Annotated in this window: 13 protein-coding genes; 8 read left to right on the top strand and 5 right to left on the bottom strand. The window is 39.3% G+C overall.

What is annotated here, in order from left to right:
• Window positions 1-9: 9 nt before the first annotated feature.
• The 4 genes from FET73_RS12910 to FET73_RS12895 all read right to left on the bottom strand — a co-directional run bounded on the left by FET73_RS12910 (window position 10) and on the right by FET73_RS12895 (window position 5152).
• Window positions 10-849, bottom strand: coding sequence for a universal stress protein (locus FET73_RS12910; protein ID WP_154224389.1), 840 nt, complete (start codon window positions 847-849; stop codon window positions 10-12).
• Window positions 850-997: 148 nt separating this feature from the next.
• The gene (locus FET73_RS12905; RefSeq protein ID WP_179952287.1) at window positions 998-3478 is read right to left on the bottom strand and encodes a TonB-dependent receptor plug domain-containing protein; all 2481 of its coding nucleotides are present in this window, start codon (window positions 3476-3478) and stop codon (window positions 998-1000) included.
• A gap of 29 nt (window positions 3479-3507) precedes the next feature.
• On the bottom strand, window positions 3508-4524 hold the full coding sequence (locus FET73_RS12900) for a FecR domain-containing protein (RefSeq protein ID WP_154224387.1): 1017 nt from the start codon (window positions 4522-4524) through the stop codon (window positions 3508-3510).
• Window positions 4517-5152 (bottom strand): RNA polymerase sigma factor, encoded by a 636-nt coding sequence (locus FET73_RS12895; protein ID WP_179952286.1) that lies wholly within the window; start codon window positions 5150-5152, stop codon window positions 4517-4519. Before FET73_RS12895 ends, FET73_RS12900 begins: the two co-directional genes overlap by 8 nt.
• A 197-nt stretch (window positions 5153-5349) precedes the next feature.
• Here FET73_RS12895 and FET73_RS12890 point away from each other — a divergent pair, with 197 nt between their 5' ends.
• The 8 genes from FET73_RS12890 (at window position 5350) to FET73_RS12855 (ending at window position 12955) form a co-directional block, all read left to right on the top strand.
• Window positions 5350-6009 carry a thermostable hemolysin gene (locus FET73_RS12890; RefSeq protein ID WP_218944339.1) on the top strand — a complete coding sequence of 220 codons (660 nt, stop codon included), beginning with the start codon at window positions 5350-5352 and terminating at the stop codon, window positions 6007-6009.
• A 17-nt stretch (window positions 6010-6026) separates the two neighbouring features.
• Window positions 6027-7493, top strand: a complete 1467-nt coding sequence (locus FET73_RS12885) for an AMP-binding protein (protein ID WP_179952285.1) — start codon at window positions 6027-6029, stop codon at window positions 7491-7493.
• A complete protein-coding gene (locus FET73_RS12880) occupies window positions 7456-8127 on the top strand; it encodes an iron-containing redox enzyme family protein (RefSeq protein ID WP_154224383.1) in 672 nt (223 codons plus the stop codon). The genes FET73_RS12885 and FET73_RS12880 overlap by 38 nt, the downstream gene beginning before the upstream one ends.
• A complete protein-coding gene (locus tag FET73_RS12875) occupies window positions 8124-8930 on the top strand; it encodes an SDR family oxidoreductase (protein ID WP_154224382.1) in 807 nt (268 codons plus the stop codon). The genes FET73_RS12880 and FET73_RS12875 overlap by 4 nt, the downstream gene beginning before the upstream one ends.
• A complete protein-coding gene (locus tag FET73_RS12870; protein WP_154224381.1) occupies window positions 8927-9571 on the top strand; it encodes a tetratricopeptide repeat protein in 645 nt (214 codons plus the stop codon). The genes FET73_RS12875 and FET73_RS12870 overlap by 4 nt, the downstream gene beginning before the upstream one ends.
• A gap of 318 nt (window positions 9572-9889) precedes the next feature.
• Window positions 9890-11710 carry an LTA synthase family protein gene (locus FET73_RS12865; protein ID WP_246172753.1) on the top strand — a complete coding sequence of 607 codons (1821 nt, stop codon included), beginning with the start codon at window positions 9890-9892 and terminating at the stop codon, window positions 11708-11710.
• A 236-nt stretch (window positions 11711-11946) separates the two neighbouring features.
• Complete coding sequence (locus FET73_RS12860) at window positions 11947-12480, top strand: DUF4410 domain-containing protein (protein WP_179952284.1); 534 nt, start codon at window positions 11947-11949, stop codon at window positions 12478-12480.
• 160 nt (window positions 12481-12640) lie between these two features.
• Window positions 12641-12955 carry a hypothetical protein gene (locus tag FET73_RS12855; RefSeq protein ID WP_154224378.1) on the top strand — a complete coding sequence of 105 codons (315 nt, stop codon included), beginning with the start codon at window positions 12641-12643 and terminating at the stop codon, window positions 12953-12955.
• Window positions 12956-13005: 50 nt separating this feature from the next.
• On the opposite strand, the gene FET73_RS12850 is transcribed toward FET73_RS12855, so the two are convergent.
• On the bottom strand, window positions 13006-14244 hold the full coding sequence (locus FET73_RS12850) for a tyrosine-type recombinase/integrase (RefSeq protein WP_154224377.1): 1239 nt from the start codon (window positions 14242-14244) through the stop codon (window positions 13006-13008).
• Window positions 14245-14316 lie beyond the last annotated feature (72 nt).

The following is a 14316-nucleotide window of genomic DNA, read 5'->3' as shown; positions in this document are numbered from 1 at the left end:
AATTACGTTTTAGCTGTGTAGCATAAAAACGGGGATGTCAGCTGAGAACAGCATGTGTTCAGTCACACCACCAAAAATCACTTGGCGCAGGCGACTTTTACTGTATGCACCCATAACCAATAAGTCTGATTCTGACTCTTTATAGGCTTTAACCAAAGCAGTAGCATCTTTTTTGCTTTTAAGTTTGATGTGATTGGCATTAATGCCATGCATGGTTAAGTATTGTTTCAGGTGTTTGACCTTAGGTCCCAGCCTGTTTTGAGTGCCATTGGACATGATGGTAACTTGGTCTGCTTGTTTGATTAATGGCATTGCTGCGGCCACAGCCCGTGCAGCTTCTGGACTCTGATTCCAAGCGATACAAATTTTCTTGCCGACTGTTTTTGTGGGTTTTTGAGGTAAAATCATCACAGGTTTGGCTGAATTTAACAGTGCTGACAGCATGAATTTACGCGCCACTTTTCCACCTTTTTTAGGGCGAGAAACTACAATCATATCAGTGACGGGACCTATGATTGAAAACAGTTTGTCCGGAGAGCCTGTTTTGGCTTGCCACAAAGCCACAGGTGCTGCGCTGGCTTTTTTCTTGAACACATAGCCATGCATATCAGCCAATCTAGCAAATAACTTTTCAGCACTTTGTTGGTTATTTTCGCTATCTGATGGATTGTTTTCGTCCCCATTGACCATTTCAGAAACTGCTTCTGGCAAATTCACAGCACTTTCTCTGTGAGCGCGCAAATGATATCCCATCACAGCGGCATCCAAACTTTGGCTCAATTCAAAGGCTGTGTTTAATGCCACAGCACACTCAGGTCTGTCAATAACAGGTACACATACAACTTTCATTTCTTTCTCCTAAAAACATTTGAATGACATGTTTAAGCTTATATTTTTGTTAAAAAATAAGCATTTGATTTAAATCAACAATTAAAAAATACGCTGCCATTTTAACATTATTTAATGCCGAATTAGCTGCTCTTGAACCTGCTATGTATCACCATTTAAAACTGACTCTAAAATTAGGTAATAAGGGCAGTTGGTTTTTAGTATTGACAGCTAATATACCTTCGCTTAGGTAATAATCAGTACAACATGGGTTGTTGGTATTCAATGCATTAGTCAGCTGAATTTCAGCTTGCCACCGGCCTAATGAAGATTGCCACGATCGAGCTAATTTCAAGTCAAGTTGATAAAAATCTTTGAACATCGTTTTGTTGCGTTGTCCAATAAAAAGAACATCATCCATTTCAGTATGTTCGACTATCTGTGTTCTAGGCCAGCCATTGTGAAACTTAGCGTTTACACTCAAACGCCATGACTTGACAGGGACGCTGAGGAATACATTGAATGCGTTGCGTTGATTCCAACTTCTTGGTACTGAGACTGATTCAAATTCATCTTTAACATCACTGAAAGTATAGCTGGTTGACCAATTTATGTTTTTATAATCGCCCTTTAATGTGAGTTCTAAACCTGCTGCCTTGGCATCATCAGGATTGATGCGAATTCTGTCATAGAATAAATCGGGTAACACATGAAAGCCATTGAACATGTTTTCATAATAAGGGTGGGTTCGACTGTATTTTTTGTAATACACCTCACTGAGGAATGACCAACGCTTGGTGAACTGGTGGTTGAATTCTAAAACCATCAAGTCAGCTGATGCCGGTTTAAAATAGGAGGGTGCACTGTCTTCTAATAGCAGTTCATCGATGTGCTGGGTTTGTTGATGCCGACCCATGCCCAAATGCCAAGAAGTTTTGTTGTTTGGAAAATAAGCCACATTCAACCGTGGGCTTAATGAGCCACCACGAACCCATTCTTGGTTATGGTAATGTACGCCTAAATCCATGGTCCATTCTTCATTCCATTGATAACGGGCATTGGCATAACTTTTTATAGAGACACCATGTTCTTCAAAATGAAATTGCCTGTTGTATTCATGATTCAAGCCCAAGGCTTCTGGTAAGGAACCATGATGATTGATGTTTCTGATTGAATCAATCTGTGTTTCTTCGGTGCTGACATCAAAGCCATAGTCAAACAATAAACGGGCACTAATTGTCCACTGGTGTTCAAATTTAATCCCTTGAAATTGGCTGAATATGTCTTCATTGACGCTGGCCTGACTGTTGTCGTCGGACAGCTGGCCTTGTCTTCTGTCATGACGTCTGCTGGCATAAGTTTGTAAGTGTATTTGGTGGTTGTCTAAATTGTCATAAATCCACTGAAACCAAAGGTTCTGGTCATGATAATCTGCAGAAGCTAGTTCATCGTCTTCGTCAATTTTTATTTCATCTCGAGAGAGCAACAAGTGTTGTGACATCTGCCAGTTTTGATTGATGATTTGAGCTGCTTTAAAATACCCGTCATCATATTCGGGACGAACACCCACACCTTTAATTAAATGTTTGTCTATGAATTGTCCACCCGTTCTCAAAGCCATCATGTAATATCGATCTTGATCAGGATTTTGGTATCTTAAAGTGTATGAACTGGTCAATAAACCCAAGTTGACTTCTTGATTTGGTAGGTCATTCCATTGGTTGCTGCTGACATCTAAAACAGCGCTCAATCTCCCTCCATATTTGACAGGAAAAACCCCGCTGTAATAGTCAATTGAATCTACTACAGTGTCATTGATTGTTGAAAATAAAGAGAAAAAGTCTTTGAAATGATAGGGGTTTCTTAATTCTCGGTTATCCAGCAAAACCAATGATTCATTTAAGTTTCCACCTCGTGTGTGAATTTTTCCACTTATACCATCACCGGCACTGCCAGTCATGTTTTCAGCAGCCCGAAGGGCGTCATGATTAAAAGAGACTTGGTTTGCCAAATCTTCACGAGACAGGGGTTTCAAACTGTTTTCATACAATTGAAAACTGACCAAACTGGAAGACACCCTGATGTGTGACAACGCCACAGGCAACGGATTTAAGGCTACTTTTAAAAACATGGTTTTCCCTTGTTTTATTTCAGCTTTCAATTGCTTATGGTAATAGCCAGTGGCACTTATTATCAAAGTGTTATCAGCTCCAATAGGGTTGGTTAAAACGATACTTTGTTGCAGGCTTTGTTTTTTTGACTGACCAGATAATGAGGCCCAGAAGGATTGAATTTTATGGCCACTTTTGGCGTCATAGGCATGAATTAATAAGGTTGAAATTGGCTGTTTTTGAATGGGCCTGATCACGTAAACTGTTGTGCTTTCTTGAAGGATTGATTCCAGTGACAGCTTAAGTGGCAGCAGGGCTTTATTCAGGCTTTGAATGTTTGGTTGTTCAGTGTTTTTTTGATTAATATACAGGGGTTGGTTGAGTAATGAGTCAGTTAAATAGTCACTGCTGTAAAATATACCTTCACCCGATTTATTATAAAAATCAATCCATTGAATCAGTGTTTTTAATTCAGCAAAGGAAGGTGCTGGAACTAAAACCAGAAAGGCAAAACACAAGCAAGCTCGAACAGCTGTCATCATTGATAAAAACGACAAAAAAAACAATTTTAATTTGCTTGGGCTGTGATTTGCAATACTCCATTTTTAATGTGGTAAAAATATTGGGTTGATAAAAACACTGTTTTGATGGCTTGTTCAGCATTCATGTTTTTGATGCTGCCATTTAACTTGACACGTTTGGTTTGGCTTTCTAATTGGTTCCAGTCAACTTGGATGCCGGTTTGGTGTGCGTACCATTCTACAAAGTCATGCAGTGACTTTTGGTTTAACTTAAATTCAGCCTGTGCTTTGAAAGTCCAGTCCCAAATAGGATCGTTTGCAGCAATCGGGCTGATCCCACTATTTTCACTGTCCATCAACTGTATTTTTTGTTGACTGTTGAGCACTTCTTCAACAGCGTGGTCATTTGAAACTTTTACTTTACCGGACCTGACAGCCACATCAACTTGATCAGCTTTCGCATTCACTAAATACCGTGTACCTATGTGTTTAATTTTCCCGTATTCGGTTTCAATGGTCAGCGGCATCGCTTTAAATGCACTGTCTGTGTCGTGGTATAACTGACCTTGTTTCAACTCTATAGAACCCGTACGCAAGATTAATGTGGTGTTGGCAGCCAGCCTGATTTCACTGTTATCGAGCAATTTCATTGACAGAAAACTGTCATCATCCGTTTGCAATTGTGTGCCCTGTTTTAATGGACTGTCACTGCGCAGTTCTTTAAATTTACCACCGATTTGCTGTATTGATACTTCACCCTGATATGCCGCAATAGATGCCAAAAACACAGGTTCAATTGTGGTTTTTTCTGTTTGATTGCGAAACAAAAGCAATGATGCTACCAGTAAGAAACTGGCTGCCATCGGCCACAAATATTTTTTATGTTGGGCTTGTCTGGCCTTTTTGTGTTTTTGAATTTGTTGCTGCCAATGTGCTTTCACAACAGCTTTACTCTCAGCACTTTTTTGTGCATCGGGTGTTGTTCTGTTACCTAATTGTGTTAACAACTCATCAGCGTGATTCGAACCTTTGCTGCCGCCTTTTTTGTTTTCAGCGTTATCCATGATGGTTTTCCGTATGACCAACTATCAGCGCCCTTAATGTGTCATGTTGCAGCATTTTATTTATCACTTGTTGAAAGGATTTGCGCGCTCTGGCCAATATAGATTGTGCCGCTATTTGTGTGGTTTGTAGTTGAGCAGCAATTTCATTGACACTCAAATCATCCACGTATTTCCATGTCAACACATTGCCATAATCTTTGGGTAAATGATCTAACACCTCTTCAATGATTTGTTTGAGTTGTAGGTTCATCGACAGTTGTTCCGGTTGTAATTGATCGTTCATGGCGATATTTTCCAATATGTTTTTCATCTCTTCAGTGTCGGCCAGAGGCTGAACCACTTGAGCCCTTCGTTTGTGTTTGACAAAATGTGCATGAATCAAACTGCGGCTGATTTGACACATCCAAGTGAACAGGGCAGCTTCTCCTCTGTAGTCAGCGATTTTCTCTAATGCTTTACACAAGGTGTCTTGTGCCATGTCATGTGCTAAATCATAGTCTTGATCTATGCGGCTCATAATAAACCTAAATATCCTCGGGTGGTATTCATCAAAAAAGTTATTGAATACCTTTTCATTCCCTTTCATTAAGGCTTTGGCCAGCTTTATATCCGCTTTATGCGTTTTCATCCACTTCATTATTAACAATTGTTTAACACTTAGAGGGCATCACATTCCTAAATCAATCGACTTATTTTAACTTATTTCATTTTATTTCATTTTTTGCGATTGATTTATGTGGCTGGCATGCTCAAAAAGTCACAAGCCAACTGATTTCAGCATGGCAAACAGCAAATATGCCACAAATTCTAGGCATTGGAGTGACTATGATAAACAAAACCATGGGCTTTTTACCCGCCAATAATTGGGCTTTAAATATAAAAAAAGCAGCACCCAAAAATACAGTCCAATCCAAAGCCACACCTTTTACCCAAGGCATTCAGTTGATGCTGGTTTCTCCTGTTGATGAAGCAAGGGGACGGGTTGAATCATTTATAGCCAATGGATACCAAAAGCATTTTAATGCCACTTTGGTTGAGTTTTTTCCTGTGATTCTGGCCATCAAAGAAATCGATAGTGGTCATATTCTTGGCGCGGTTGGTTTGCGTTATGCCGAAGGTGACCAGCTGTTTTCAGAAAAGTATTTAATGCAAAGTATCGAGTCATTGATCTCAGTAAAAGAAGGGCAAAGTATTGATAGAAAAGAAGTGATAGAACTCGGTCATTTCATTGTTTCAGAAACATCAAATGTAAACACGGTGATGCCATTGGTGGCACAGTTTTTGAAAAGCTTGGATGTTAAGTGGGCTATTTACACCCTGTCTCGACCCATCAAAATAGCATTCAAGAGAATGGGCATTCAACTGACTCACCTGCAACTTGCTGATCCTGAAGCGCTCAGGCACAGCAAAACAAATTGGGGTAACTACTATGATTTCAAGCCAGCCGTGTATTACTCAAGTATTGAAACCAACATGAACACATGATGACCCTGAATGTACCCATGACAAATCACCTCGGACATAAAGTGCTGACAGCCATGCAGTCATTGGCAAAACAAAGCCCAGATCAATGCGCGGATCAACATGTAGATCAACGGCTAAATCAAAGACTGGTAATTCACCTTGATAACAGTGAAGCATGGTTGCAGATTGATGCTTATGCCACTGAATTAGATTGGGTCATAATCCCTGTGCCTTATTTTTTTTCAATCAGCCAAATTCAACATTTAATCCAGCAAGCTGGCGTGTCCGCCATAGTCTGTGATTCGCGCGCGTTGCCTTTATATCAACAGCTTGGTTTTCAGCTTGTTGAGGCATGTGAAAGTGGCCTTTATTTATTACACAAAACAATTACAGAACTGCCCAAATTACCAGAAGGTACTCACAAAATCACCTACACATCTGGCACCACCAATGAACCCAAAGGGGTCTGTTTAAGTGAAGCCCATTTGGCAAAAGTAGGGCATTCATTGGCTCAGGCGACGCGTGAATTAGGTTTGACCAAACACCTCAGCTTATTACCATACAGTGTACTTCTTGAAAATATGGCCGCCACTTACGCGAACCAGTTTGCGGGCTTGGAAATCATCAGTTTACCGTTGAGCCAAATTGGCATGACTGGTTCAGGAAAGCTGGACATTGTAACCATGACCGCTGCCATTGTTGAACACCAAGCTGACAGTTTGATCATGATGCCTCAAATGCTCAAAGAGTTGATCAGTTACTTGACAGCGCATCCCATAGATTTGGGGTTTATCAAATTTATTGCAGTCGGTGGTGCTGTTTGCTCACCCCACTTGATTCAATGCGCTCATGACATGGGTTTGCCCGTTTATCAGGGTTATGGCATCAGCGAATGTGGCTCTGTTATTTGTTTGAATACTGAAAAAAATGCCGTTTATGGGGTGGGTAAAGCTTTACCTCACTGTGATATTCAGCTCGCCGAAGACGGTGAAGTGTTGGTTAAGGGGCCAAGATTTTTAGGTTATTTGGGGTGTTCAGATTATTTGATTCAAGGGCACAGCAAAAACCACAACAACTACTTTTCCACCGGAGACATAGGAACAATAGATAAAGCAGGTCATTTGAACATCACAGGCCGAAAGAAAAACACCATCATCAATTCTTTCGGCAGGAATATTTTACCTGATTGGCTGGAAGGTGAACTGTTGGCCATACCAGGGGTGCACCAAGCAGTGATTTATGGAGAAGCCAAACCTTTCCTGACTGCACTTTGTGTGACTCAATTAAGCAAACCAAAATTACAGCAAGCCGTTGATCGGCTTAATCAGACACTTCCTGACTATGCCCGAATCATCAAAACCATAACCATCGAGCCTTTCACCATTCAAAATGGTCAGTTGACCAGCTCAGGTAAAACCAAACACAAACAAATTTTTAAAACTCACAAAAACACATTGGAGAAAATTTATGCAACACGCACTGAAATCATTAGCCAAGCCATTTGAAAAGTTATGCAAAGCAACAGCAACTGAACAACAACAACTATTGTCACTGCCAGTGATACAACAAGCCACTCAAGGTGACATCAAATTAGAAACTTATGTGGCATTCTTGACTCAAGCCTATCACCACGTGAAGCACACGGTGCCATTATTGATGCTGACGGGTAGTAAAATTTCACACCAAGATGAATGGATCAGAACAGCCATGGCCGAATACATCGAAGAAGAGATTGGTCATGAACAATGGATTCTAAATGACATCACGGCCTCTGGTGGTGATGCCGCCGAAGTCAGGGATTCAGAACCTGCTTTTGCGACCGAAATGATGGTCGCTTATGCTTATGATTCCATTAACAGAATAGGGCCGTTGACATTTTTAGGCCTGGTCCATGTTTTAGAAGGCACCAGTGTATTACTTGCTACACATGTGGCAAACAGTGTAAAAAACACTTTAGGCTTGCCTAATAAAGCATTCAGTTACCTTTATTCACATGGAGATTTGGATCAAGGTCATCAAAAATTCTTTGAAGATTTGATTAATAAGCTTTCTGAGGCACAATTGTCAGAGGTCATCAAGTCGTGCAAAAAATTCTATCACCTGTATGCCGGCATATTCAGGGGGCTACCAGTATCATGAGTTTCAATTGGAAAAATCAAACCGTGGTCTTAACAGGTGCTTATGGTGGCTTGGGTCATGTGTTGGCTGAGGCTTTGTCGGAGCAGGGTGCTGACTTGGTGTTACTAGGCCGTGATTCAAATAAACTACAGCAGTTACAAAGTGCATTGAAACACACCTCAGATGTTGTGGTGGGTGACATTTCAGATAGGACCACAACATCCGCTTTAAAAACACTGCTCGAAAACAAACAAAGTCCTGAGCACATGCTGATAAATAATGCTGCGCTAAGTGATGCTAGTTTTCTTAATAACAGTGACGAAGCTGATATTGAAAATGTATTAAAGGTCAATTTATTGACACCAATCGTTTTATCTAAACAGCTGATGCCGTGGCTACAACAGGCCGAACATGCACGAATAATTAACATCGGTTCCAGTTTTGGTGGCATAGGCTATCCCGGATTCAGTACCTATTGCGCAAGCAAATTTGGCCTCAGAGGCTTTACTCAAGCATTGAACCGCGAATTAATAAATACCACAGTCAATGCCCAGTATTTGGCTCCAAGGGCAATGGCAACTGGCATCAACACATCAGCAGTGAATGCCTTGAATGAGAAATTAGGTAATGCAGTGGACAAGCCTCAAAAAATTGCCCGGTGGATTATCAGTTCCATAGAAAAAAACCACAGTGAAAAGTTTTACGGCTGGCCTGAAAAACTGTTTGTCAAAATCAATGCACTGTTACCCAACATGGTATCCAAGGCCATAAGCAAAGACCAAAAAACCATCCAATCTTATTTAAACAAAAAGGTGAACTCATGAAAACCATTACACAACTGTTTTTATTCGGCATTTTGATTACAAATACCGCCACAGCATCATTAACTGAAGAAGTAAAGCAAATCCAATCACAATGGGCTGAAGTTAACTATTTGCCTGAAGGAGATGCCAAAGAAAAGGCATTTGAGCAGCTGGCACAAGCAGCCACCAAAGTGGCATTAAAAAAGGAAAACCAACCTGAAGCACTGATATGGGAAGGCATTGTTTATTCCAGTTATGCCGGTGCCAAAGGTGGACTGGGAGCTTTGAGCTTGGCCAAACATGCCAAAAAATCATACGAAGCGGCCATCAACATGAATGGTGATGTATTGAACGGTTCGGCTTACACCAGTTTGGGTGTGCTTTACAGCAAAGTGCCTGGTTGGCCGATTGGGTTTGGTAGCGATAAAAAAGCATTAAAAAATTTAGAAAAAGGTTTAAAAATGAATCCAAATGGCATTGATTCTAATTATTTTTATGCTGAATTCATGTTTGAAGAAGAGGACGACTATGTGAGAGCAAAAAAGCATTTGAAGAAAGCCCAAATGGCCGAACCACGGGCCGACAGACCGAAAGCTGATCAAGGCCGTCATAACGAAATTGAACAGCTAATGGCCAAAGTTGACGAAGAATTGAGTGACTAAAAATCAACCAATTTGTATTTGTTTCACTCAATCATGCGATTGAATTCTGGTTTTCTTTTTTTCCAAACTCAAATTGGTTAGAGCAATGTTAAGCAAACAAATGTCAATAATTTAAAAATAGTTCGATTGATTATTCACTTACATACGCTCTAAAGATTTGAGTCATATTAGATGGATAGTCAATTGAATTTATCACGAAAGAACAACTTGCAAAACAGGCTTGGAAATCGTATTGGAATTATAAAATTACAGCTGCCATTTAAATTTTTAATTTCTGCATTTTTTTTGCTCAGTTTTACAAGGCTAATTTTCACCACCATGTACGTTGATAGGTTGTCAGGTTTTAATGACTTAAGCCAAATCCTGTGGGGCGGTTTTCGCATAGATGTCGCTACTTTGTTTCAAATTTTAACGGTGCCTTACCTGCTGATACTTTTGTCACTGATTCTACCCAGGTTGACAAGTTTTGTTGATCGATTTACAAGGTGGTGGTGCTGGTCGTTTTTAATTATTTTGGTGTTAATGGAATGTGCCACACCTTCTTTTTTGTTTGAATACAACGCCCGGCCCAACCGTTTGTTTTTTGAATATTTGTCCAGTCCCAATGAAGTGGCTGGTATGTTGTTAAAAGGTTATTTTTTACAAATGCTTGTAGCTGTTGTGTTAGTAATCTCGAGTGCATGGCTGACCCGTTCTTGGCTTAAATCACATGACCCAATACATTCACAAAGAAGCATCAAAAACACACTTTTATTGCTGCTTTTGATCCCGGTGTTTTTTGTTGCCATACGATCAGGTTTTCAGCACAGGCCCATCAACCCAGCCATGGTCGCTTTCAGCCAAGATCGTTTGTTAAACACCTTACCGTTGAACTCAACATACAGTGTGTTATATGCCATCTACCAAATGAAAAATGAAGCTTCTGCATCTGAACTTTATGGCAACATTGATAGCGACAGAATGATAGAAATCATCAGGGCTAACATGACTAAACATGCTGTTTTTACAGATAAAAATCGACCCACTTTACACACCCAAAAAGCAAGCTTCCCTTTTAAAAAGAAGAACCTCATCATTGTTGTTGAAGAGAGCTTGGGGGCGCAGTTTGTTGGTTCATTGGGTGGCTTACCTTTGACGCCAAATATTGATAAATGGAAAGAGAAAAGTTGGTTTTTTAATAACTTATACGCCACAGGAACTCGTTCAGCCAGGGGACTTGAGGCCATCACCACAGGCTTTTTACCCTCACCAGCACGTGCAGTATTGAAACTGCCCAAAGCACAAAGTAATTTTTATACGATTGCTCAAAGTATGAGGGAAGCTGGCTATGAAAATAGTTTCATTTATGGTGGAGAAAGTCATTTTGATAACATGAAGGGATTTTTCTTAGCCAATGGCTTTGATTTTACTATTGATCAAAATGATTATAAAAACCCAGAGTTCAAAGGCAACTGGGGTGTTTCAGATGGGGACCTGTTCAACAATGCGATTGAATATCTGAATAAACCGTCAGATAAACCCAAATTCAGTTTGATTTTTTCTTCCAGTAACCACACACCATTTGAATACCCAGACAACAAGATTGAACAGTATGATAAAGAGAAGCATACCGTTAATAACGCTGTTAAGTACGCTGACTTTGCTTTGGGCAAGTTTCTGGACGAGCTAGAATCCAATGACATGCTGAAAGATTCAATTGTTTTGGTTGTTGCCGATCATGATGCCCGCGTGATGGGCGATGAGATGGTGCCCATCAACCGTTTTCATATACCTGGGTTCATCATCAGTGAAGAAGTAGGCCAGAAAGTAGATGATACCTTGGTCAGCCAAATAGACTTGGCACCGACATTATTAAGTTTATTGGGCATAGAAACCGCCACACCCATGATTGGACAAGATTTAACCCAAATTGAGGCTGATTATCAGGGCAGGGCAGTAATGCAATATGCTAACAACCAAGCTTATATGACTGAAGATCACATCGTATATTTACAACCCGAGAAAAAGCCCATCCAATATGCAATCAAAAGCGGAAACATTGACTTCTCTCAGGCCTTTATACCTGACGACACCGCATTGGCACATGCCCAATTTTCAAGCTGGGCATACAACAATGAAAAATATAGGTTGGTTGAGTAATTAAGGCTTTTATAATTATTTCAATGTAGTCACATCGCCTTTCAAAGCTACGCCAGATATGACCTTTGCCATAACAACAATAGAGGGGTGGATTTATTGGATTTAATTTTTTTGAACTCAGTATTTGTAATTTATTATTATGGTGCTAAGATTTAGAAAATTTACAAATTGTTATTCAAATACAAAAGTTTTATTTTGATTTGATGGCCTATATTAATCACACAACAAGAGAATCCATGAATACAAAAGTTTTTATATCTTCTATAGCACTGTTTGCTTCTTTTTCTTCATTTTCAAAAACTTATGACTGTATCGAAGTTAATGTATTTGAAGTTGATAGAGAAAATATTTCGTCACGTGCCTTTGCTAGAGCTGCTGAAATACCAGAAGAAACTTTAAACATAATTCAAACATACGTCCGTACTGAATTAAATATTGACAAAAATGGATTAGAAGCAAAAAAGGGAGCAGAAGATTTATGTCCTTCACAAAGTAGTGCTCTGGAATTGAAAGGCACTGTTTCTGATTACAAAAAAGGCAGCCGAGTTATGAGGTATATGGTTGGTTTTGGTGCTGGTAAACAAAAAATTCAAATTGAAGCTGAATTATATGACAAAGAAACAGGGGAATTATTAAAAAAAGACAGAGTTGTTGATAGGAAGATTGGTGGTTTAATTGGCGGAAGTGAAAACAAGGGAAAAAGAGACTTTGCTGAAAAAATGAATAACTTTGTACGTACTGCTTTAGGAATGAAAAGATCTAAACTATAACAAAAACATAGTTTAATTTAAGGTTTTGTAAATAAACGGCAAGGATGCTGTTTAAGCCCAATATTTGGATTACACCTTTTTATTAACTATATACAATCAGTTTAAGTTATAAAACAAAGTTAAACATCAAAACTCTAAAACCTATTGAGCAACAACACATATGAAATACATCATATCAACACTTGCTGTTAGCGTCCTCATTTTGTCATCAAATGCATTTGCTGGCACAGTTAAGCTAGAATCATCAGTTTTCGACAATATTTGTAAAGTCCAGGTCACTACAGGCTTAGAAAACAACCCCAAAAGTAAGCTGCTAGATACTTATGAAAATGTGGCCAAAGGATTTACTGTCTCTGGTTCTGATAGACTGTGTTACAGAAGGTCTAAAGAGCCTAATAATTGCCAATCACAATATACTGTTTGGACCTGTAAAAAGGTCAAAGGATCAGGAACTGGCACATTAAAACTGTCTTAACTGTTGTCATATTACAACCAAGATGACGTTAGCTATGAGTAGCTAATGATTTAATCAACCTTTCTGCTTTTCCCGCTTTCAGCACGCTTTTTGTTTTCGGTCTGTACATACACAGTATCGGTTGTTGCCATACTTGCATGGCCTAAATCTTCGGATAAATCTTTAAGTGCCCTGCCTCTTTCAACTTCCATACTGGCACCAGTGTGTCTTAACCAATGTGTGGTTGCTTCTTTTAACTTTCTGGCGTGAGTAGGGGAGACAGACCTGCTCATTTTTTCATAGGCATGATCAAATGATTGTTGAACCAAACGCCTTAAATGACGAGAAGTCATACCGCCCTGCCCACGGATTTTTTCTACCATCACACTGCGCTCATCGCTGATTGGTAACGATGATAATTGACGTGATTCACGGTAACGCTTCAAATAATGTAAAAAGTCTAAAGGAACAGATACATCTCTGATTTTCCTGCCTTTTCCGTAAACCCTTAACCACCAGTTATCATCGTGATCTTGCCAAAAATGACCCATTTCAGGGCTCCAGGAAGGACGTTCAGACAACTCTGAAATCCTTAAAAACAATACTTTTAATGCAGCAATAATAAACAAATTACGTTCATACAAGGGATTCTCATCAGCCATTTCTGTGGCTGTATCCAGCACAAATTGCCATTGGTCTTCAGTCAGTCGCTTAGGTTCTTTGATTTGTGATTCTGTGATGAAGTGTTTGCAGTCCTTTTTAGCAATTTGTGCTGGATTACCCAATACAAAATCTTCACCCATCAAATAATTATAAAATGAAATAACAGCTGTAAATGTCGATGTCAGTGTCTGTTGTGACGGCTTGTATTGTTTTTTCTCTATGACTTTATTGGCTTGGCTTTTGGGAGCTTGTATTTTAAAAGGACGCCAATCTTTATTTGATTCAAAATAACCATCATTAAATATAAACCTGTCGTTGTTGTGTGTCGCTATCCACTGAACTGGCGGTTTCCAGCAAAAATCTGCATAATCTAAAACGTCAGACTTTTTGTACTCATCAATTGGTTTTTCCTTGATAAAGCATGCCCACAATAAAAATCGTTCAACTTCATTCCTAAAACGTATGTATGAGTGTTCCGATTTATTTCGACCAATGTATTCAAGATATTGTTTTCCCCATTCAAAATGTTCACGTTGCCATTTATTCATTTCATTTAAGAGTGAATGTAATTGAGGATAGTCATTCAAAGCTATTTGTTTTAGTTCTGTATAAACTGGATATAAAGGAACTGGTTTAAATAAAGACATTATGTAATTGATATATAAATATTAATACCAGCTTATTATATACTGACATTTACACTATGTCCAATACTAAAC

This window comes from Marinicella rhabdoformis (assembly GCF_009671245.1).
GTDB classification, from domain to species: Bacteria; Pseudomonadota; Gammaproteobacteria; order Xanthomonadales; family Marinicellaceae; genus Marinicella; species Marinicella rhabdoformis.
Note: the sequence above shows the minus strand (reverse complement) of the source record. Positions and strands in the feature narration are given on the sequence as shown.

Bases quoted from the DNA above. Each gene is read 5' to 3' on its own strand.
- FET73_RS12910 (WP_154224389.1), bottom strand. From the start codon at position 849: ATGAAAGTTGTATGTGTACCTGTTATTGACAGACCTGAGTGTGCTGTG.
- FET73_RS12905 (WP_179952287.1), bottom strand. From the start codon at position 3,478: ATGACAGCTGTTCGAGCTTGCTTGTGTTTTGCCTTTCTGGTTTTAGTT.
- FET73_RS12900 (WP_154224387.1), bottom strand. From the start codon at position 4,524: ATGGATAACGCTGAAAACAAAAAAGGCGGCAGCAAAGGTTCGAATCAC.
- FET73_RS12895 (WP_179952286.1), bottom strand. From the start codon at position 5,152: ATGAAAACGCATAAAGCGGATATAAAGCTGGCCAAAGCCTTAATGAAA.
- FET73_RS12890 (WP_218944339.1), top strand. From the start codon at position 5,350: ATGATAAACAAAACCATGGGCTTTTTACCCGCCAATAATTGGGCTTTA.
- FET73_RS12885 (WP_179952285.1), top strand. From the start codon at position 6,027: ATGACAAATCACCTCGGACATAAAGTGCTGACAGCCATGCAGTCATTG.
- FET73_RS12880 (WP_154224383.1), top strand. From the start codon at position 7,456: ATGCAACACGCACTGAAATCATTAGCCAAGCCATTTGAAAAGTTATGC.
- FET73_RS12875 (WP_154224382.1), top strand. From the start codon at position 8,124: ATGAGTTTCAATTGGAAAAATCAAACCGTGGTCTTAACAGGTGCTTAT.
- FET73_RS12870 (WP_154224381.1), top strand. From the start codon at position 8,927: ATGAAAACCATTACACAACTGTTTTTATTCGGCATTTTGATTACAAAT.
- FET73_RS12865 (WP_246172753.1), top strand. From the start codon at position 9,890: ATGTACGTTGATAGGTTGTCAGGTTTTAATGACTTAAGCCAAATCCTG.
- FET73_RS12860 (WP_179952284.1), top strand. From the start codon at position 11,947: ATGAATACAAAAGTTTTTATATCTTCTATAGCACTGTTTGCTTCTTTT.
- FET73_RS12855 (WP_154224378.1), top strand. From the start codon at position 12,641: ATGAAATACATCATATCAACACTTGCTGTTAGCGTCCTCATTTTGTCA.
- FET73_RS12850 (WP_154224377.1), bottom strand. From the start codon at position 14,244: ATGTCTTTATTTAAACCAGTTCCTTTATATCCAGTTTATACAGAACTA.